The following is a 19156-nucleotide window of genomic DNA, read 5'->3' as shown; positions in this document are numbered from 1 at the left end:
AGCAGAATTTTAAATAAAATTATCAGATGGATTTTTGTCTTTACCAATAACCTTTTTTCTTATACTCTTTTCAAAATCAGTCATGTAAACATACAAACTATCTTCCCTTTTATCAATCACTTCACTAACTTCTGCCAAGCATTTTTCTAAATTTCCGTAGCTAATATTACCTTCAAAAACAGAATACTGAACCCAATTTAAATACTTTCTCAAAACCTTTCTTGCCTTGTTAAGTCTTCCATCGTCTGTAATATCGTAGCAAATAATCACAAACATCTTACCACCATGCCTTTAATGGCTTATATTCTTCTTCACCAAGCAAATGCTTAATCAACTTATAGCATTCAAGCCTTATTAATGTTCTATAACTTACATTTCTCTGCAATGTCCTATGCTTAATCGTTGTTTCTAACTTATCCTCTAAATATCTTAAAAAAATCTTTCTTCCTTCATCATTTAAATAGCTTAAATTCAAATCTTGATTAAAATGAGAAAGATTTATCGTTCCATATTCTAAAAGATTAAAAATAACCGTATCCACTATTAACGGTTTAAAGATTTCTGATATATCTAAGCTTAAAGAGAATCTTCTTTCTGATGGTTCGTGTAGGTAGCTAATGGTTGGCTCTAAGTGTGTTTTATAAATCTCTGATAATATAACACTGTACAATACAGAGTTGCCAAAAGAAATCAAAGCGTTGATAGGATTGGTTGGTGGGTTATACTCTCTTTTATCTATCTTAAAGTCTTGATTTTTAATGATATTATTAAATGATTGGTAATAAATATTTCTAATATTTCCTTCAACTGCCATGACTTCTTCTATTGAGTTTGCATCAGATAAATTCTTTAAAAGCTTGTTGATTTTTTCTATCTCTTCATCTGCTTGATTGTTTTTTAGATTTCTAAGAATATGATAAACTCCTCCTTCTATAAAACTTTTTGCTAAATAAAGGCGCTTATTGTAATCTGTATAGTGGCTTACTTGACTTACAAGCAAAATTCCTGAGACATTTTTCTTTCTTGGCAAAAATGACCCTGAATAGTAGCCGTAATAGTTAAATATGTGAACAGGAATATCATTCTGTGCCAAATAGTTTAAAACTTTTGTGTTTAAATCTACCTCTCCAAAGATATAAATACTGTCTATATCGTTTATTGGAATTATCTTTCTTTCATTTTCGTTGATTTCAAAAAATATTGTATTTTCTTTTCTTTTTAGCCTTCCGCTGTTGTTTATATAATACCTTCTTGACATATAAAAACCTCTCATGCAAAGCAAAATTCAAAGTACGAACATTTTTTACAGTAAGGAAGTTTTTCTAATTTTGGTGGCTTAGATTGATTGACGATTTTTTCTATACCTTTTAAAGCTTCTAAAAGCTCCTGCTCCAACTGTTTTGTTAGATAAACTTCTTTTTTCTTTTTCTGCTTTGGATAGTTTATAAGTCCAACTTTTTCAATTCCAAGCTGTTTTAAAACGTACAGATAGTATACAACCTGCATCATATCTGCTTTTTCCATTTTATCAGAAGATTTAACCTCTCTTATGTAATCATCATCAACTATATCAATGGAGATTAAATCCTGGATTAAAATATCCCTCTCTTTTTCTGATTTATAATAATTTTCATGAAGTATTTGACCGAGAATGATTTTATCATTGTTTTTCTCAAAGCTAAGATTTTTAGAAAAAAGCCATAACTTTCTTTTGCAGATGTAGTAGTAATTTACTTTTAAGCCTGTGATTCTTATCTCTTTTAGAGTCTCTAAATCCAATTATAGAATTTCTCCAATCTCTCTGTAGTCTTTATCTATCAAATTAAAGCCAAGCTCATCATTGTATGGAATGTCTGATAAGAAAATTTCTTTGTCAAGTGGAATTATATTTTTTACTCTATAAAACTGTGCTGATACTGTAAAATCGTTTAACTCTTGCAAAGCTTTTATTCTTTCTATTTTATCTTTTTGTCTAATTTTTTCTAAAAGAGCGTTTATTTCTTCTTGATTTTCATCAAAAATCACTTTTGGAATGACCGATAAATTCATAATATCTCTAAATATATCTTGTGCTTCTGACTTGCTGTCTGCCATAAAGCCAAGTTCTAAAAGTCTCATATTTTTATCAAATTTTTTATAAAAGTTTGTGTTTCTAATTTTATCTATGCCAAAAACATTGCTGACAATCTCTTGTTTTATATCTTCTGTAAGGATTTTTTCATCGTATTTTTCAAGTTCTTTGAGAGTATCCTCTACAATCTCTTTGTCATAAACTTTACCTTTACCTGATGGCTCTTTTGTGCAGATGATTATGTTTGGTTGGTTGTCTGGAGTGATAGTTCTTCCTATTTTTCTGTAAACTCTTCCCATTCTCTGTATAAGGCTGTCGGCTGTAGAAAGTTCGGTAATCAGTAAATCATAATCAATGTCTAAGGATGCTTCTACTATTTGAGTAGAAATCCAAATTACCGGCTCGGTTGTGTTTTGTATCTGCATTTCTTTTTCTCTTTTTTTGCTTTGAATGTATAATGAGTGTAAAAGATTAAATTGTATCGGCTGATTTAAATCTTTTAAAGCATTGTAAACTTCCTGTGCTTTTCTTACAGTATTTGTAAGTATTAATACTTTCTTGCCTTTTTGGTATTCTTTTATGGCAAAATCCACCATCTCGTCAACTGTTTTGTCTACAAGCTTGATTTTATGTTTTTTCTCTGGATTAAATACCGGCTCTAATATTTCTGCTTTATCTTTTAGATACTCTTTTATGAACGGATGCATCGTTGCTGTCATTAAGCAAAATTTTCCGCTAAGATTGGATATTTCTTCAAGTCCTTTAATGATTACTGCCAAAGTGTCGGGAGAGTAGCCTTGTGGTTCATCTACGATTACTTTTGAGTAGGTTAGAGTTGCGTATATTTTTTCAAAGCCTGGATATTTTAATGTTGCTAAGAATATTTGGTCTGCCGTTGAGACTGTGATTGGCATGGATAACTGTCTTACTGATTGGACTTGATTTATCAAAACTTCTATTCCGTTGTCTTCTAAGTTTTCAGCTTGATTAAGATAAAAATCCATTGTATTGGCATGGAGAATTCCTACGTTATCTTTTCCAAAAATGTTTGATATTCTTTCATACATTGAGTTTACAGAGACACGAACAGGTAGAGTGTAGAAAGCCTTATCTCCTGCTACCCAATTTAGAGCAAACTCAGTTTTTCCCATACCTGTCGATGCTGTTAAAATAACAGACTTGTCTTTATAATCTAAAGCTTTTTTCTGAAAATCTCTTAATTTATTAATGCCCTTTTTTGAAAGTCCTTTGATAAATACACTTTGATAATCTTCTATTAAACCTTTTTCTACTTCTACATCTGCACTTGCTGCATGGTCTAATCTGTGAAGTAAGCCTTTTATAAGGATTGTTTTTTTATCTTTTAGAAGATTTTCATTTCTTAAAATCTGCTTTTTAAATCCTAATGCAGAACGTAATCCGTCAATCAGTTTTGATTTATCAATGTTTAGCTGGGTAATTTCGTAGATTTTTAGTTTTTCTAATATCCAATCTTTTAGGTCGTTTTCTACTCTAACGACAAAATCTTCTAAAATCGGCTTTGATTTGTCAACATCTGCATCGTACCTGTCATGGTGGTATGCTACAGCATACTGGATTTTTCTGAATAAGTCTGGATTGTCTTTGAAATACCTTCTAAGAAAGTAAAAAATTACTGCAGATAGAAGATTGTGCGGTATTTCTTGCTTTGGTTGTGGTTTTTGTTTTGTTATTTTTGCTTGGAATTCTTTTGATGCTTTCCCAATATCATGAAATAAGCAAGCTAAGTAAACGGCCTTTTCTGTTTCTTCGTCTAATTGAATGTATTTTTTTAAAATCTCAAAATTCTCTAAAAGCTTTTCTGTGTGTTCTTGTAGTGTTTGTTTGATATTTCCTGATAATTTGGCTATATACTGATTCATGTTAATCTCCGATTAAATCAACAACTTTATCCTCTTCTTTATCATATAGAATGCTTCCAAATTCTAAATTTTTATTATCAACATACACAACGTCCTTTTTCTTAAAAAATCTCATGCCGTTTTTACTTTCATAGTAAAAATTCATTCTGTAGTTTATTCCATTTACTTCAAGCTCTTTTGCTTTTTCTTTTGAAAAATAAATTCCATTTTTTATGTAATAGCTGTCTTCAAACAAATCCCTTTCTGTAAGCTCTACCATATCTACTGAGTCAACTCTTACAAGGTCTTCTTTTCTTCCGAGTGATGGATACTCAAGATTTAAAAGATTTTCTCTAAACTTTTCTAAATGCTCTAATTTAGACTCTATATAGATTGTAAGCTCAACTGCGTAAAGATTAGATACGTATATTGGAGATTTTAAAAGTGGCTTGTTAAAACCTTCTATATAAACTCCTTTGTTTTCTGAATCTTTTCTACCAAACTTATACATGCTTTGCATGTCAAGAACAACAGATTTAAACTTTCCTTGAATGCCGTATCTTGCCGGTATATACTCTTTTGCCTCTACTACATTATGAAAAAATCCTTTAACGGTTGACAGCGGCGGGAGAGGGTAGGTCTCCCAAAATCCATAAGTCATAGGCTTTCTATAGCATGCAAACTCTTGATATAGTTTTACTCTTAAAACCCTCATAATTCAACTCCTATAAACAACGTTTCACGTTTCACGTCTCACGTCTCACGTTATAGTGCTGATTTACCTTAGATTTTAATTCTTCAAAGAAATCGCTAATAGTTTTTCCGTTTAGATTTTGTATAATGTGGTCTTCATTTGCCCAAAAGCCCTCTACAAGCCCGCAAGAAGTATAATCTTTTACAGAATTACCATTTAGCTTTAAGCCAAGAACAGATTCTATTTCTTTTGTGTTTAAGCTGTACTTTCTTTGATTTCTATCGTAGTTTACTTTTATCCTTCCAAGGAAGAACGGATTTTTAACAGGATAAAGTCCACCAATTACAAACAATGGACTTAAATTTTCTGTTCTTCCTTTAATCTCTCTATCTAAGATTTTTAAAGCATCAAGAACCATATTTACTCTTCTTGCTTTTTCAGTGCCATCTAACTCTAAGCCGTCGTTTGGGTCTACTCCTACTCTGTCTAAGTCTATTGCTACTGTATAGGTATACAAAGAACTGTGAACTTCAAACTGAAATGGATTAGGGTCTGTTTTTGCTCTTTTTGCAAAGTCATGATTAGCTCCAAACTCTACATCAAAAGCCATTGGAGATAATGATATAGCAGGAGAAAATCTAACAACCGCTGACCTTGTCAAAGAACCCTTACCTTTATCAGTTTTCATGTAACCAAATAGGTCAACTTCTACATAATCTTTTATGTTTGCGGTTGGTTTAAACTGGATTGTTCCTTTTTCATCTGATAACGGAACTTCTTTATCAGCATCTACGTTGTAAAGCTCTCTTAATTTTCTGAAAACTTCGTACCTTAAAGCCTGTCTTGACATGTAGGTGTATACTTCGCCATCTCTTGTAAGTTTTTTTAGCTCTGAAATGTTCCCGACAGTTTCACCATAGTTTAAGCTTGAAGCTTCAAAGATTACTGTTAAAGTTAAACCTTTCATTGGTTATCCTCCTGTAATTTATTTTCTTTTCCAAGTAGTCCATTTAAAAAGCTGTATCCAAGGAGATAAAAGTTATCTTTATCCTGCAGTGCTTTTATTAAAAGTCCCGGAACTTCTAAATCATATGCCATGTGAACTCTCATCATCACATCCATAAACTGGTTTACATCTCCAATCTTTAAAGCATTTAAAAGCTTATATGCTATAGATTGGATTTTGTTTTCTGCATCCCTTTCTTTTAGCCTTTCAAGAAGATTTTTCCCTTGCATGTACATAGCCCATAAACTTTTTTCTTCTAAGCCCATCTCTTTACCTCCAACTTTTTGTTTATAAAGAAGATACATAATTATTAACCTTTGTAAATTATAATTACTGACATAAGCTTTATCTTGTGTGGCACTTTTAAAGATTTTATATAAAAGCCCATAGTTTAAATCTTTCTTCAAAATCAAGTTTAAAAACTCGGTTAGAATATAAACTCTTGTTTTATCTGGTAATATAAAAAATGATTTCGACAATGACTTAAGATTTTCATGGTTTTCTTCTATGAATTCAGCAGTTTTATAATCGATGTTAAAGCTAAAAACTTTTGGAAGTGTTTCTTTAAATTCTGTTTCTAAGAAGTTTATATTTGACAAGGTGTATTTAGCTTGCGATTTTTTTATTCTTAATAAGTACTCGGTAAAGAAGTCTATAAAAGGATTTTCAGGAGATTTTTCTAACTCTTCTTTAAACAAGTTGTTTGCAAGCATTAAAGATTCTACAGAATCGTCTAAATTTACAAAGTAATACTTTCCATTTAATTCTGTAAGTCCTGCAAAATAGCAAAAGTAAACGATCTCACAGATATCACAGGATGGTAGTTTTGTATTAAAATTCCAAGCAAAGTTAACCGCATCTTTATTTAGTCCAAATACTGGTGAAAATCCTGTATCATAATTTGTGTCTTTTTTTGCCGGTCTTTCTCCACAGATTACGCAAGTGAATTTTTTATCTTTTTGATTGCTATCTGTTTTTAAAGGCTCTTCAAAGTCTTCATAAAATTTCTTTTTTCTGTCTTTTGTTATAGTTTTATTTAAAAAGCTTTTTTGACCGTTAAAACTCCTTAAAAATATCTGAACGTCGCTTTCTAAAAACTCTTCTTTGTCCTGCTCCAAAATTCTTATCGCTTTTTCAATCAGATCTTTAAGCTCTTGAGAGTTTTCAGCTTTTATATCTCCAAGTTTATTTTTTAAAAGTGTAAAACCGTTGACTTCTTCTTTAAAGTCTTTATAGACATCTTTAAATGTTCCATCGTTTAGATTTTCAAGCAATTCTTTAAATCTGTTTAATTTTCTGTCATACCTGCCATAGAGATTAAAAGCATAATCAAAAAATCTATCAGTAAAGCCATCAAAAATTTTTCTGTCAATCTCTATATAGTTATCTTCAATTTTTAGAAGATTTTCGTCTTTTGAAATTAATTTTGTATCTTTTACATCCCAAAGATGGTTGTTAATTCTTAAAAATCCTACTATACCTGCATTATAAAGCCAATCGCCAAGATATATCTTTTCCATCTTTAACCTCCAAAAACTTCAACCATACCGAATCCCTGTCCTGTTCTATTTCCAAGCCCAATTTGATAAATTGTCTGTAAATCCTCAGGATGACCTTTTAATTTAAAAATTCCACTGTTTCCTGTGATATACATGATTGGCTTTCCTGTTTTTTCTCTAAAACCTCTTAATGTGTGCTTAATCACTTCCTTTTTCATATTTATAGGATAAAATTCAAGTGGCTGTTTTAAGCCTCTGTTGTCAAGCTTTCTAAAAATTCTTTCCATTACGTTGTTTAGTTCTGTCTGAAAGTTTTCATCGCTAAAAACCACAGGTCTATCATCTTTTGTTTCAACAATAAACGGTGCATTAGTCTTAAATGTAACCTCGTCATTGAAAATAATTTTTTCTCTTAGTATTACAGGCTTTCCAACTTGCCAATAGATGTTATCAAACTTATTAAAGTCAAAAATTTTTATCTTTTTCATACCATTAAAAAGATTTATTAAAAACTGATAATCGTTTGATGAAATATACAAAAATACAGGTCTATCTTGGTAAAAGACTTTGTCCTTGATTTTAAACTTTTCATCAAGGGAAATTTCTTCTTCTTTTGGATTAGTTCTATCAAAAGCAAGATTGAATGTATAAGCCTTTGGCATTCTTACGTTATACATACTTTCTTTATAGTCTTTGTCTGCTTGTGCCAAAGCTTCTTTTATGAAAGCTAAAACCCTCTGCCTAAAAATAATTGGAACTTTTTCTGTAGTGATAGGAATTTTTACTCTCATCAATTTCTAACTCCTTTTTATTTTTCTATTTATTATAAACCCGTTATCTAAAGATTTCTGACAAAAACGCTACATAAAACTCATTAGAAAGAAAATGTAAAACTATAGTTAAAAGCCATAAAATAACCATGGGGAAAAATGTTAAATATAACCGGCTTTTATCAGGAGAAGTGGAAGTAAAGGAAAGTTATTTTGCAGGAAAAAGAAAAGCAGCAAAGAGAGAAAAGGAAGTAAATCATAAAGTTTACAAATGATAAGCGTAGAAAAAAACTATTTTTATCTACTATCTAAAGGTTTGAATTTTAGGTATAGCTTTAGAATGATGGACAGGGTTGAGATATCTAATCAACCTCAACCCCCCATTTTTGTGAAACTAACATTACTCTTTGTTTAGTGTTTCCTTCAAAGATTTAGCTGCTGTAAATACGACCACTTTTCTTGCTGGAATTGTAATTTCTTTTCCAGTTCTTGGATTTCTTCCTTTTCTCGCTCTTCTTTCTTTTACATTAAAAACGCCAAGACCTGGAACAGCTACTCTTTCACCTTTGGAGAGAGCCTCGGCTACTGCCTCAATAGTAGCATTAACAGCTCTTTCGGCAGCTGCTTTTGTAATTCCAGCTTTTTCAGCCGTTTTTGAGATTAATTCAGTTTTTGTCATATCTGTCCCTCCTTATGAAGTATTTACATATGTAATAATACATAAACAATTATATTTATGTCAATAACTTCCGAGACTGTTCTAAAAATCAAGATTATCATTCTGATCAAAGCGAATCATCTCATGTTTCTCTTTTCAAGTCAAAAAATCAAAAAAGAGATCCTTTGGCCTTAGTGACAAGGAAAGGCAAATTTACAAAAATTTTGGAACACCCTAATAACTTCTTAACTTTAAATTATTTTCTATTCTTGGCAAGATGATAGACCCATCTATGCCATCCAAAATAAAACTTTCCCCTTTTTCATGCATTAAACCAGTTAACAAGCAAGCTATTGCATCAAGTTCATCTTGGATAAATTTTTTATCTTCAAGTTCGAATCCTAAGTTTTTGTAAAATTTTATGATTTCTTCTTTATTTTTACGACTTAATTTCATAATATCATAAAATCCGCCAGGAAAAACTTCAAAAACTTTTTTGTTTTGTTCTTTGAGTATTATTTTTAGCTTTATTGCTCTTTCTGTTAGTTTTCTCATAGGTCCGAGCGTAAGTGGAAAAAATTTTATTTTAAGTTTTCTAAGCTTTATATCACATTCTCTAAAATGAATACCATTGTTTACTTCCAATGAATCTCTTCCTTTCGGTAGTGAAAGGGGAGCATCTATAAAAATTTTAGAAAAGTTTTTAGCTATTTTTAGAATTTCTTCATCTTTGTATACAACTTTAGTTAATATTCTGTTATCTTTAAAATAAGCTATACCTGTCGGTCTTTTTTCAGACCCTGCTAAATCAATGCCGAGTATACTCATGACTCCCTCTAACTTCATAATAGTTTATTATATATCTTGGGCGAGAAATTCAACAAAAACATGGGATTCTTCGTCGGCTACAGAATGACATCCAAGGTTATTCTTCCTTTAATGCTTATCATTCAATCTTTCTCTCTCATCCTAAGGCCGTAAGGCCGAAGGATCTCATTTTTAAATTTTATAAAAACCGCTAATTTCTCACCCCATCTTATCCTGTTATATAATATTTACAATGGAGTTTAAAGATATCTTAAAAGAAAAAGCAAGCTATATAAATAAGCAATTAGATAGATTTGCTCCCAGATGCATTCCTGAAGAATTATCTAATGCAATGAGATATTCTTTAGAAGCAGGCGGAAAAAGAATCAGACCTATCTTAGTTATTGAATCTGCAAAGGCTATCAAAGAAGATGTAAATGTTGAAGATTTTATAGATATATCTATTTCGACAGAATTTATTCATACCTACTCTTTAATCCATGATGATTTACCTGCTATGGATGATGATGATTTAAGAAGAGGGAAGCCAACCTGTCATAAAGTATTTGGTGAGGCTATCGCAATTCTTGCAGGTGATGGACTTTTAACATATGCTTTTGAAGTTATTTCAAACAATAAAAAATTATCAGCTGAAAAAATTGTAAAAGTAATTAATATTTTGTCTCATAATGTAGGAATTTATGGCATGGTAGGGGGTCAAGCAGCTGATATATTGCCAAATTTTAAAGATGTTGAATTTATTCATCTAAATAAAACTGCAAAATTTTTATCTGCATGCTGTCAAATTGGTGGTGTGTTAGCTGATGCTACAGAAGAAGAGATGTTAAAATTAAAAAATTATGGAATAAATATTGGTCTTGCTTTTCAGATATGGGATGATATTTTAGATGAAATCGGAGATGAAGAAAAGGCAGGAAAAAGATTACACAAAGATAAAGATAAAAATAAAATTACCTACCCATCTTTGTATGGATTAGAAAAGTCAATACAGATTGCAAAAGATTATGTTGAAAAGGCAAAAAATGATATAAAAGACTTGAAAAACCCTGAATTTTTGATTAAATTAGCTGATTATATTATTAGCAGAGAGGTTTAGATGAAATACGGAGAAAAAGAAATACTTGAAGCAAAATTAGAACCATGGCCTAATCCATATCCAGAAAGAAATTATATTATTGATATAACTTTTCCTGAATTTTCTTGCCTTTGTCCAAGGTCAGGATATCCAGACTATGCAACAATAAAAATAACATACATTCCAGACCAATATATTGTAGAACTAAAATCTTTAAAGCTTTATTTAAACAAATACAGAAATCAGTATATATCTCACGAAGAGGCTACCAATAAAATTTATGAAGATTTGTATAATCTTTTAAAACCAAGAAAACTTGAAGTTATTGGAGATTGGAATCCAAGAGGAAACGTAAAAACAATAATAAAAGTAAGCAGTGAAGATAATAAGTAGTAAGATTGATTGTTAGAAAGGATTTTCTATTTTTTCTAAATACTATGAGACTATTCCAAAAAATCCGCACTGTCATTCTGCAGCGGGCGAAGATCCTCTTCTTTTCTTTTTTTGCTTTCTGATTGTCATTCTAAAGTCGTGAAAAAGAATCTCTGTCTTTACCCTCTACAGTGTCTTTCTGAATGAAATGAAAGTCTTCATATTTTCTTTTTGCTAAAACTAAAATCCAAATCCAAAGTTAAATCCAAAATCTTCTTGCTTTTTGATTATGCCTTTTTGCTTTCCGTAGAATTCCAATTGGAATATGTCTCCTTCTACTGGAATTTGTTTTGGACATGAAAAAGTGCAGTATTTACAATGTATGCATGATGTTATATTATTTTCAGCGGCTATTTGTATTCTTTCATCATTTAACGCATCGTTTTTATCTTTCCAAAATCTAAAAATTTTAACAAAGTTTATAGGACCGCCAAAATCTTTATCATTTGCAAAAGCCGGACAAACACTATAACAAATTCCGCACAAAATACAGTCTGTTTCTCTATCATATATCGCCAAATCTTCAGGATAAATCTTTTCAAGAGGTTCTTTTGGAATAAGCCATGCCTTGGCTTTCTTCAATTTATTTAAAAATTCATCATGGTCCACAACCAAGTCTTTTATAACAGGCATGTTGGATAAAGGCTCTATAACTATTTCATCATTTACGGCTAAATCCTTTACTTTTGTTTTGCATGCCAAAACTGTTTGATTATTAACTTTTAACCCGCAGGTTCCGCAAATGGAAGTTCTACACTGGGCTCTGTATGATAAACTCGGGTCCTGATAATTTTTAATTTGCTCCAAAACTTCCAAAATAGTAGTTCTATCTTTAATGTTATTTATCTCATAAGTCTGATAAATGCCATTTCTGTTTATCTTAATAATCATATAAAGACCTCTTTAACTATTTTTTGTTTTAAATCTAACAAAGTTTTAAATCATTTTCTATGATAAAAGTGAGGAAGTGAAATAAGAAAAATTCTATGAGGTTGCTTCAAAAATCAACGTCGTCATTCTACAGCGGCGAAGAATCTCCTCTTTTTACTCTTTCACTTTCTTAAAAAAGGAGATCCTTCGGCCTCAGGGTGACAGTTTAAATTTTTGGAACAGTCTCTCATGTACTACGAAGATTACGAATTGGAAGATATTCATGAGTTTAATAAAAAGATGCTGCAATATATGCTATGGTATAACACAGAAAGACCTCATCATAGTTTAAACAAAAAATCACCTTTACAATACTTTTGTGATATTATGAATTCAAACAAATCGGAACTTTCCCAAACCGGTATGACTTATAAAACTCCGCCCAGAGTAAGTTTTTTGATTCTTACCGTTGGCTGTGCATCGCTAACCGGTGCTCTTTGTCCATCTTTGCCGCATGTACCAATAGCCCACCCTAAGTCATAACCTACCGCGTCTATATCCATCAATGCCTGTGGTCCATTGCCTATCAATGTTGCTCCTTTGATTGGATATGTTATCTCACCGTTTTCAATTCTGTATCCTTCCATGATTTCAAAGACAAAATCTCCATTAACCGTGTTTACCTGACCACCACCCATTTTTACAACATAAATTCCGTCTTTTGTATCTTTGATAATATCAGATGGATTATCTTTTCCTGCATCTATATAAGTATTTGTCATTCTTACAATTGGGATATTTTTATATCCATCTCTTCTACCGTTTCCTGTTGACTGTTTTCCTTCTTTCATTGCTGTAAGTCTATCGTACATATAACCTTTTAAAATACCGTTTTCAATTAAGACTTTTCTTTGTGCTGGCACTCCCTCGTCATCAAAATGAAAACTTCCATTTTTTCCTGATAATGTTCCATCATCTATCACGCTAACCAATTCTGAAGCTACTTTTTCGCCTATTTTACCTCTGTAAACTGACAAGCCTTGATTTACTAAATCTGCTTCAAGTCCGTGTCCCACTGCTTCGTGAATCATAGTTCCGCCTGCTTCCGATGAAATCACAACTGTAAAGCTCCCTGCCGGTGCGGGCTTTGCCTTTAATCCAAGAACTGCTCTTTCTGCAGCCTTTGTAGCTACATAATCTATAACATTTACAAAATCTTCATTAAATAGCTCGTATCCAATACTACCGCCTATAGATTCATATCCTCTGTATAAAGATTCTCCATCAGAAGCTATTGCTTCTACAAAAAATACAACTCTTATTTGAGTATCTTCAATAATTTCTCCATCTGTGTTTATTATTAAGATTTCTTTTTTGACATCTCTTAAAGTAACAGAAACCTGCTTTATTCTTTCATCATAAGCTCTTGCTATTTCGTTTGCTCTTTCAAGGATATCTTTTTTCTTTTTTAATTCAAACTCATCCGGGTCTATCAAAACATTTGTGTATGCCTTATAGTGTGCTTTTCCAACGGCTATTCTTCCCTCTCCTTCTGCCTTTGCTAAGGATTTAGCAATTTCCATCATGTTTTGAAAAGTAATCTCTGATGTATAGCCATAGTAGGTTTTAAAGTTTTTTATCAGTCTTATTCCAACACCTGCATCTATTCCTTTTGATATTCTTTCTATTTTATTGTCTTCAAGATTTAACGTTAAGCTTTTTAAATTTTCAAAATAAATCTCTCCAAACTCTCCACCATCTGCCATTAAAGCCGTTAATATGTACGGTGCCTTTGACCTAACTAATTCTTTATACATGCTTCACTCCTTTTATAGTCCTAAAATAAATGCCACTTCCTCTGGCGTTTTACCTTCTAATAAATATTGTAAAGCATTTAATCCTTTCACATCTAAAGAAATATATAACGCGTCAATACCATTTTTAAACGGAACAACAAGAACCGGAACTCTCCATGTTTGGATAAATCTCTGCCAATCTGATGAAAAGCCTGACAAAAGCAGTTTTGCTTCTGTGGTCTTCCCTAAAAGATAATTTACTAAAGCTAACATATATTTGCCTTCTGGAACTTTACTTGCAGATTTTGCCAACTCTCTTCTTGCATCTTTGAGATTTCCATCAATATAATAATTAAATCCTTGTACAAACGCTTTTTCTTCCTCTGGCATATCTAAATAAAACTCAAAAGGTATTTCCATGTATGTTTCAATGTTATCAAACTCTATTTTCTGATTTACCTGTGTAGGGAATTTTGAAGGATGTCCTTTAAAAATTAAGATAGATTTTTCCATTTTTCACCTCTTTATGTAAGTTTTTTATTATTTTAGCTTAATTAGGCAGATAAACAAGATGATAAAGATTATATGAAGAATGTTTTAAGATTCTCGTAAGCTTATCTTTCCGTCATTCTCTAAGCGTAAGAAAAGAATTCCATACTTTTATTGGATTTCTCAGTCGGCGTATTTATCTATTTATATCCTTAGAATTTACTTTTTCCAATTTTAATTTATTAAAAATTTCTCTATATTTGTTAAAAACTTCATTATAATTTTTACTTTCTATAACTTTAACAGAGCCATGTTTATAAATTACTCTGAACTTTTTTCTATCTGTAGCTACCAAATTACCATTAATGTCATACAACTCGTAATATTCACAAGCAGAACAATTTCCTAAATTGGAATAGTATAACTCAATAAACCATTTATTATCTTTACTCTTATAACATGTTATTTCAGAAATTGAATGATCCAATTTTAGCAAAGTTGAAGATGAAACTATTTTCTTGCTTCTGATAATAATATATTGACTATCTGATAAGCAAGGTAAATAAGGTTCTTCTTTATAAATACAGTGTGTAATTACCTTAACATCAACTCCTCCACAGCTAAAATCTGTTTGAACTGTGTAGCCTTGTCTGTTATCCTTACTCCAACTTTGACTCTGCAAAACAATTAATATAAAAATTGGTATTACCCAAAACTTTCTAAACTTTTTCAATCGATATGCTATTTCAAACCAATCACTCATTATTTAACCTCCTTCTTATTTAGTTTAAAATGTTCTTTTCTATCTAACTGCCATTCTTTTACATAAAAATTATATGCTTCTAACATTTTCACTCTTCTAGAGACTATGTCTAATTTTCTCCCATTATCATTACTGGAATCATAGTACCAATTCCTAAGTAAAGATTATCTAAAAACTTAAACTCGGCATCTCTAAATTTAACCCATTGTAGTTGACTTTGTTTTAAAAGTTCCCTTTCTTCTGGAGAAAGTTTCTTCATTAACTCCTTATAAATTCTATTTAGTTCTTTATCCCACTTATCTAAAGCTTGAGATGAACAGCTTAACATCCCTGCTGTAGTGTAATTTTCTATTTCCATACATTTTTCTAACCATATATCTATCGGATGCTTTTTTTCTTTTTCCTCCCCAAATCCTACGGCGGGTAAAATAAGCAATAGAAAAGCTACTAAAAGTCTAGAAATTTTAAGCCTTCTCATATGCATCCTTTGACCTTAACATAAGCACTTTTTTATTTATAAGTTATTATACTTTATTGATGAATTTTATAAATATCTCACAACTTACCTTCAAATTTTCTCACCTAATCAAATTGTAAACCACAAAGCTAACAATCCAAGCAGATGTAAAGTTTATCAAAATAGATACAAACATCCATCTATAACTGTTTAATTCTTGTTTTATTGCAAAAACTGTTGCAAGACATGGAGTGTATAAAAGTAAGAAAACTAAAAAAGAGTAAGCTTGAGCAGGTGTAAAGCTTTCTTTTAATACAGAGCCAAGACCTTTAAACTCATCCTCTTCCTTTTCTGTTTTTACAAGCCCAAAAGTAGAAGCCAAATCTTTAAAAAGACTTACGTTAGCATCTATAAAGCCGCTAAAAATCTCATTTAACCCTTCTTGAAAGGATAAACTTTTCTTTTCTTCTTTCAACTGTTCTCCAACATAAATATTGCTCATTGTTGATAGTACTACTTCCTTAGCTACAAAACCAGAAAATAATGAAGCTGTCGCTTGCCAAGTTCCAAATCCAAGAGGCTCAAAAATTACTGATACTTTTTGAGAAATCTGAGCAAGTAAAGACTCATCTTTTTTGGCTCCAAAAGGAATGTTTGTTAAAAACCAAACTATGATTGAGGTTGCAAAAATAAACGTTCCAGCTTCCACAATGAAAGATTTGACACGTACCCAAGCATTGTTTAGAATGTATTTAAGCGTTGGCATTCTGTAAGGTGGTAGCTCTAAAATGAAAACTTCAGACTTTGTTTTAAAATAAAACTTATTAAGCAGTGTCGCTACAATTACAGCAACTAAAATACCAATCAGATAAAGAGAGAATATAACTAAACCTTTTTGATTTTCAAAGAAAACGCTTACAAAAAATGCAAAAACTGTTAATCTTGCTCCGCAAGACATAAAAGGAATCATTAAGGTTGTAAGGATTTTTTCTTTTTGGCTTTCAATTGTCCTTGTTGCATAAACAGCAGGAACGTTACAACCAAAACCAAGAAGCAGTGGAATAAAAGATTTTCCGCTCAATCCAAAGCTACTCATAAACCTATCCATCAAAAACGCTGCACGGGATATATATCCACTTCCTTCTAAAAAAGAAATGACTATATAAAGCACAAAAAGCACCGGAACAAAAGTAATAACAAATCCAACTCCACCTATTACAGCATCTGCCACGAAAGATTTAATAAACTCCGACGCATTAAAAGACTCTAAAATCTGTAAAGCCCAGACACCAACTACTTCCAAAACTTTATTTAGAAAATCAACGTAAGGGGAAGAAAATTTAAATGTAATCTCAAAAGAAAGCCAAACCAAAAATAAAAATATTGGAATGCCAAAGTATTTATGCAAAAAGATATTATCTAAAAATAACGAACCTTCTACTGTATTAACCGGCTCTTTTTTTACAGCTTGCTCATAAATGCTTAGTACTATCCCGTATCTTTCTTCAATAATCAAAGTCTTAACGTCTTTTCCATAGATACTTTTAATTTCTTCTCTTAATTTTTCTAATTCTTGTATAAGTGCATCGGAAAGATTATCTTTTAGACTTCCTTCTAAAAGAGAGACTGCTAAATAGCGTTTAGGATACAAGTTCAAAAGAACAGGTTGATAAATCTCTACAAGTTTTAAAACTTCTTTTAAATATTTCTCAAATTCTACCTCAAAATGCTCACATTGGATAAACTTTTTATTTTCATATACTTGTATGATATTCTCTAAAATCTCATCAATTCCAAGTCTTTTTTTAGCTGATGCAGAAATTACAGGACTGCATAAAAGATTTTCAAGCTTTTTAAAATCAACAGATATTCCTTTTTCTATCGCCTCGTCCCATATATTTAATACTACTACGATTGGAATTTCAAACTCTAATAACTGAGTTGTTAGGTATAGATTTCTTTTTAGATTTGTAGAGTCTAATATATTTAGAATCACATCCGGTTTTTCATTTAATAGATAATCAACTGTTATTTTTTCTTCTGCTGTTTGATTTCTTAGGCTGTAGATACCAGGTAAGTCAACAAACCTGATGATATAATCTTTAAATGTTATAGTCGCTTCCTTTTTTTCTATTGTAACACCCGTCCAATTTCCAACTTTTAAATCAGTGCCGGCAATTTCATTAAGTAGAGCTGTTTTCCCTACGTTTGGATTTCCTACTAAGGCAACTTTTATTTCTTTTAACATTTTTCTTCCACCAAGATTTTATAAGCTTCTGTTCTTCGTAGTGCAAGACAATAATCATGAAGTTTTATTTTTATAGGTCCACCAAAAGGTGCTACTTGTATAAGTTCTAATTCTGTTCCGGGCAGTATGCCAAGCTCAAAAAGTTTTAGCTTCAAAGCCTCATCCATATCAACATCTTTCACAACGGCCTTGCAACCTTCCTTTACGTCTAATAATCTTTTCATCTTCTTCCTTTAAATTAAGATTTAATCTCAATAATATTTATTATATGCTAAATCAAAAAAACCTGTATGTTAAACCACCATAGAAAGAGTAATCATTTTCTCCATTAAAGTTTTTACCTATTCCGATACCTATCTCTATTTTACCCTTAGAATATCCAACACCAACCAATCCGCCTTTTTCTGTCTGGCTACTGTAAGCAGAAAGATAAAAGCTTGTTATTACACTAAAATTATCGTTAATGTTATACTCCCCAGAAACAGACTGAAAAATCTCATTTTGTCCAACTATCCTATTTTTATGAACCATGAAAGATGAGTTTGCATAAAAAGTAAATTTATCAACTTCTAACTGAGAAATCAAAGTAATTCCATAGCTTAAATGACCTTCGCTAAAATCGCTATCTCTCTTTACAGGTATTCCAAGAAATGGCTTTATGGCAAACTTTAAATTTTCTCTCTCAAAAAATTTATACTTTACCTCAACAAAAGGGTCTGATATATCTGAGTAAGTGTTTTCATAATTTTTCAAGTACCCAAAAGGAATGTTTAAAGCTATATCCGTTTTATCGTTATATCCATGCGTAAAGTTAAAAATATAACTGCCTTCTCTATCTTCTGTGTTTTTTGTATAAAAAAAGTAATTCTCATTTTGAGAATTTCCTGTTCCAAGCGTTTCCGTATCATCCCATATAAGAGCTTTTTTACCAGCAAATGCAAAGCTTGGTAAAATCAATACTGATAGTGAATATATCAGATATTTTTTCATTTACGAAAACCTCCCCTTTGTATAGCTTCTGAAGTTTGCAATTGTTGTAGAGTCATTATTATTTTATAATAAGATTCAAACATCTCAATTTTCCTCTCTTTGGAATCTAAGGAAGCAATAACTTTTGAATAAACATTAGCTAACTCTTCTATTCTTTCAATTAATTCTTTTGAATGCATTTTAACTCCTCCTATTTTAAAGTTTATAATATTATAGCGATTGAGATTAAATCTCAATATGATTTAAATAATGTTAATTTCTCTGAGAGACTGTTCCAAAAATCAATATTGTCATTTTGAGCGAAGCGAAGAATCTCCTATTTTTCTTTTTAATCAAAAAATCGAAAGAGTAGATCCTTCGGCCTTCGGCCTCAGGAATATACGATGACGGATAAGGGTAAACTTGTAAAAATTTTGGAACACTATCAGATCTTTAATAACTTTTAATCAGGAGATCTTTCAGACTTACATCATCAAGATAATAATGAAAAATATTAATAATTGTAATACTTTGGGTGAGAAATTCAAATATAAATAAAACATCTAAAAAAACTCCTTGGTGGCAGTTAAAATTGTAATAGCAAAAATTCCACCAAGGAGGTAAAAATGCAAAACTCTAATCTTTATTTTA

Annotated in this window: 22 protein-coding genes; 3 read left to right on the top strand and 19 right to left on the bottom strand. The window is 31.1% G+C overall.

Going from position 1 to position 19156, the window contains the following annotated elements:
• Positions 1–9: 9 nt before the first annotated feature.
• The 10 genes from cas2 to Q0929_RS06600 all read right to left on the bottom strand — a co-directional run bounded on the left by cas2 (position 10) and on the right by Q0929_RS06600 (position 9406).
• Positions 10–276: a CRISPR-associated endonuclease Cas2 gene (cas2, locus tag Q0929_RS06645; RefSeq protein ID WP_007546049.1), complete on the bottom strand. Its 267-nt coding sequence runs from the start codon at positions 274–276 to the stop codon at positions 10–12.
• 1 nt (position 277) lies between these two features.
• On the bottom strand, positions 278–1258 hold the full coding sequence (gene cas1b, locus Q0929_RS06640) for a type I-B CRISPR-associated endonuclease Cas1b (protein WP_299239077.1): 981 nt from the start codon (positions 1256–1258) through the stop codon (positions 278–280).
• An 11-nt stretch (positions 1259–1269) separates the two neighbouring features.
• The gene (gene cas4 / locus Q0929_RS06635) at positions 1270–1779 is read right to left on the bottom strand and encodes a CRISPR-associated protein Cas4 (RefSeq protein ID WP_299239075.1); all 510 of its coding nucleotides are present in this window, start codon (positions 1777–1779) and stop codon (positions 1270–1272) included.
• Positions 1780–3972, bottom strand: a complete 2193-nt coding sequence (gene cas3, locus Q0929_RS06630; protein ID WP_299239073.1) for a CRISPR-associated helicase Cas3' — start codon at positions 3970–3972, stop codon at positions 1780–1782.
• A 1-nt stretch (position 3973) separates the two neighbouring features.
• Positions 3974–4666 (bottom strand): type I-B CRISPR-associated protein Cas5b, encoded by a 693-nt coding sequence (cas5b, locus tag Q0929_RS06625; RefSeq protein ID WP_299239071.1) that lies wholly within the window; start codon positions 4664–4666, stop codon positions 3974–3976.
• Between the two features lie 31 nt (positions 4667–4697).
• A complete protein-coding gene (gene cas7i / locus Q0929_RS06620; protein ID WP_299239070.1) occupies positions 4698–5612 on the bottom strand; it encodes a type I-B CRISPR-associated protein Cas7/Cst2/DevR in 915 nt (304 codons plus the stop codon).
• Positions 5609–7171: a type I-B CRISPR-associated protein Cas8b1/Cst1 gene (gene cas8a1 / locus Q0929_RS06615; RefSeq protein WP_299239068.1), complete on the bottom strand. Its 1563-nt coding sequence runs from the start codon at positions 7169–7171 to the stop codon at positions 5609–5611. Before cas8a1 ends, cas7i begins: the two co-directional genes overlap by 4 nt.
• Before the next feature lie 2 nt (positions 7172–7173).
• On the bottom strand, positions 7174–7941 hold the full coding sequence (gene cas6, locus Q0929_RS06610) for a CRISPR-associated endoribonuclease Cas6 (RefSeq protein WP_299239066.1): 768 nt from the start codon (positions 7939–7941) through the stop codon (positions 7174–7176).
• Between the two features lie 379 nt (positions 7942–8320).
• Entirely contained in the window at positions 8321–8599 is a 279-nt protein-coding gene (locus Q0929_RS06605) for an HU family DNA-binding protein (RefSeq protein ID WP_299239064.1), read from the bottom strand.
• Positions 8600–8812: 213 nt separating this feature from the next.
• Positions 8813–9406 (bottom strand): DUF429 domain-containing protein, encoded by a 594-nt coding sequence (locus Q0929_RS06600; protein ID WP_299239062.1) that lies wholly within the window; start codon positions 9404–9406, stop codon positions 8813–8815.
• A 232-nt stretch (positions 9407–9638) separates the two neighbouring features.
• Here Q0929_RS06600 and Q0929_RS06595 point away from each other — a divergent pair, with 232 nt between their 5' ends.
• Together Q0929_RS06595 and queF are read left to right on the top strand one after the other, a co-directional pair.
• Entirely contained in the window at positions 9639–10502 is an 864-nt protein-coding gene (locus tag Q0929_RS06595; RefSeq protein ID WP_299239061.1) for a polyprenyl synthetase family protein, read from the top strand.
• Entirely contained in the window at positions 10503–10874 is a 372-nt protein-coding gene (gene queF, locus Q0929_RS06590) for a preQ(1) synthase (RefSeq protein ID WP_299239059.1), read from the top strand.
• Between the two features lie 219 nt (positions 10875–11093).
• Here the strand turns inward: queF and Q0929_RS06585 are convergent, their stop codons facing one another.
• Positions 11094–11804, bottom strand: a complete 711-nt coding sequence (locus Q0929_RS06585; protein WP_299239057.1) for a 2Fe-2S iron-sulfur cluster-binding protein — start codon at positions 11802–11804, stop codon at positions 11094–11096.
• A 213-nt stretch (positions 11805–12017) separates the two neighbouring features.
• Between Q0929_RS06585 and Q0929_RS06580 the strand changes: the two genes are divergently transcribed.
• Positions 12018–12326, top strand: a complete 309-nt coding sequence (locus tag Q0929_RS06580) for an IS3 family transposase (protein ID WP_299239055.1) — start codon at positions 12018–12020, stop codon at positions 12324–12326.
• Here Q0929_RS06580 and Q0929_RS06575 read toward each other — a convergent pair.
• From Q0929_RS06575 to Q0929_RS06540, 8 genes are all read right to left on the bottom strand, one after another.
• Positions 12212–13600, bottom strand: coding sequence for a TldD/PmbA family protein (locus Q0929_RS06575; RefSeq protein WP_299239053.1), 1389 nt, complete (start codon positions 13598–13600; stop codon positions 12212–12214). The genes Q0929_RS06580 and Q0929_RS06575 overlap by 115 nt on opposite strands.
• Positions 13601–13612: 12 nt before the next feature.
• The gene (locus Q0929_RS06570) at positions 13613–14092 is read right to left on the bottom strand and encodes a hypothetical protein (protein ID WP_299239051.1); all 480 of its coding nucleotides are present in this window, start codon (positions 14090–14092) and stop codon (positions 13613–13615) included.
• A 172-nt stretch (positions 14093–14264) separates the two neighbouring features.
• Complete coding sequence (locus tag Q0929_RS06565) at positions 14265–14831, bottom strand: hypothetical protein (RefSeq protein ID WP_299239050.1); 567 nt, start codon at positions 14829–14831, stop codon at positions 14265–14267.
• Between the two features lie 109 nt (positions 14832–14940).
• On the bottom strand, positions 14941–15309 hold the full coding sequence (locus tag Q0929_RS06560; protein ID WP_299239048.1) for a lysozyme inhibitor LprI family protein: 369 nt from the start codon (positions 15307–15309) through the stop codon (positions 14941–14943).
• A gap of 100 nt (positions 15310–15409) precedes the next feature.
• Positions 15410–17536, bottom strand: coding sequence for a ferrous iron transport protein B (gene feoB, locus Q0929_RS06555; RefSeq protein ID WP_299239046.1), 2127 nt, complete (start codon positions 17534–17536; stop codon positions 15410–15412).
• On the bottom strand, positions 17530–17760 hold the full coding sequence (locus Q0929_RS06550; protein ID WP_299227641.1) for a FeoA family protein: 231 nt from the start codon (positions 17758–17760) through the stop codon (positions 17530–17532). Before Q0929_RS06550 ends, feoB begins: the two co-directional genes overlap by 7 nt.
• Positions 17761–17812: 52 nt before the next feature.
• Positions 17813–18526, bottom strand: a complete 714-nt coding sequence (locus Q0929_RS06545) for a hypothetical protein (protein WP_299239044.1) — start codon at positions 18524–18526, stop codon at positions 17813–17815.
• Positions 18523–18705 carry a hypothetical protein gene (locus Q0929_RS06540; protein ID WP_299239042.1) on the bottom strand — a complete coding sequence of 61 codons (183 nt, stop codon included), beginning with the start codon at positions 18703–18705 and terminating at the stop codon, positions 18523–18525. Before Q0929_RS06540 ends, Q0929_RS06545 begins: the two co-directional genes overlap by 4 nt.
• Positions 18706–19156 lie beyond the last annotated feature (451 nt).

It is taken from the genome of Sulfurihydrogenibium sp. (assembly GCF_028276765.1).
In the GTDB taxonomy this organism is placed as follows: Bacteria; Aquificota; Aquificia; order Aquificales; family Hydrogenothermaceae; genus Sulfurihydrogenibium.
The sequence above is the reverse complement of the archived record's forward strand: the minus strand, read 5'-3'. Positions and strand labels throughout refer to the sequence as shown.

Coding starts and splice junctions, on each gene's coding strand:
- cas1b (WP_299239077.1), bottom strand. CDS start 1,258: ATGTCAAGAAGGTATTATATAAACAACAGCGGAAGGCTAAAAAGAAAA.
- queF (WP_299239059.1), top strand. CDS start 10,503: ATGAAATACGGAGAAAAAGAAATACTTGAAGCAAAATTAGAACCATGG.
- feoB (WP_299239046.1), bottom strand. CDS start 17,536: ATGTTAAAAGAAATAAAAGTTGCCTTAGTAGGAAATCCAAACGTAGGG.
- cas6 (WP_299239066.1), bottom strand. CDS start 7,941: ATGAGAGTAAAAATTCCTATCACTACAGAAAAAGTTCCAATTATTTTT.
- Q0929_RS06585 (WP_299239057.1), bottom strand. CDS start 11,804: ATGATTATTAAGATAAACAGAAATGGCATTTATCAGACTTATGAGATA.
- Q0929_RS06595 (WP_299239061.1), top strand. CDS start 9,639: ATGGAGTTTAAAGATATCTTAAAAGAAAAAGCAAGCTATATAAATAAG.
- Q0929_RS06605 (WP_299239064.1), bottom strand. CDS start 8,599: ATGACAAAAACTGAATTAATCTCAAAAACGGCTGAAAAAGCTGGAATT.
- cas7i (WP_299239070.1), bottom strand. CDS start 5,612: ATGAAAGGTTTAACTTTAACAGTAATCTTTGAAGCTTCAAGCTTAAAC.
- Q0929_RS06550 (WP_299227641.1), bottom strand. CDS start 17,760: ATGAAAAGATTATTAGACGTAAAGGAAGGTTGCAAGGCCGTTGTGAAA.
- cas3 (WP_299239073.1), bottom strand. CDS start 3,972: ATGAATCAGTATATAGCCAAATTATCAGGAAATATCAAACAAACACTA.
- Q0929_RS06545 (WP_299239044.1), bottom strand. CDS start 18,526: ATGAAAAAATATCTGATATATTCACTATCAGTATTGATTTTACCAAGC.
- Q0929_RS06600 (WP_299239062.1), bottom strand. CDS start 9,406: ATGAGTATACTCGGCATTGATTTAGCAGGGTCTGAAAAAAGACCGACA.
- Q0929_RS06575 (WP_299239053.1), bottom strand. CDS start 13,600: ATGTATAAAGAATTAGTTAGGTCAAAGGCACCGTACATATTAACGGCT.
- cas8a1 (WP_299239068.1), bottom strand. CDS start 7,171: ATGGAAAAGATATATCTTGGCGATTGGCTTTATAATGCAGGTATAGTA.
- Q0929_RS06540 (WP_299239042.1), bottom strand. CDS start 18,705: ATGCATTCAAAAGAATTAATTGAAAGAATAGAAGAGTTAGCTAATGTT.
- cas2 (WP_007546049.1), bottom strand. CDS start 276: ATGTTTGTGATTATTTGCTACGATATTACAGACGATGGAAGACTTAAC.
- Q0929_RS06565 (WP_299239050.1), bottom strand. CDS start 14,831: ATGAGTGATTGGTTTGAAATAGCATATCGATTGAAAAAGTTTAGAAAG.
- cas5b (WP_299239071.1), bottom strand. CDS start 4,666: ATGAGGGTTTTAAGAGTAAAACTATATCAAGAGTTTGCATGCTATAGA.
- Q0929_RS06570 (WP_299239051.1), bottom strand. CDS start 14,092: ATGGAAAAATCTATCTTAATTTTTAAAGGACATCCTTCAAAATTCCCT.
- Q0929_RS06560 (WP_299239048.1), bottom strand. CDS start 15,309: ATGAGAAGGCTTAAAATTTCTAGACTTTTAGTAGCTTTTCTATTGCTT.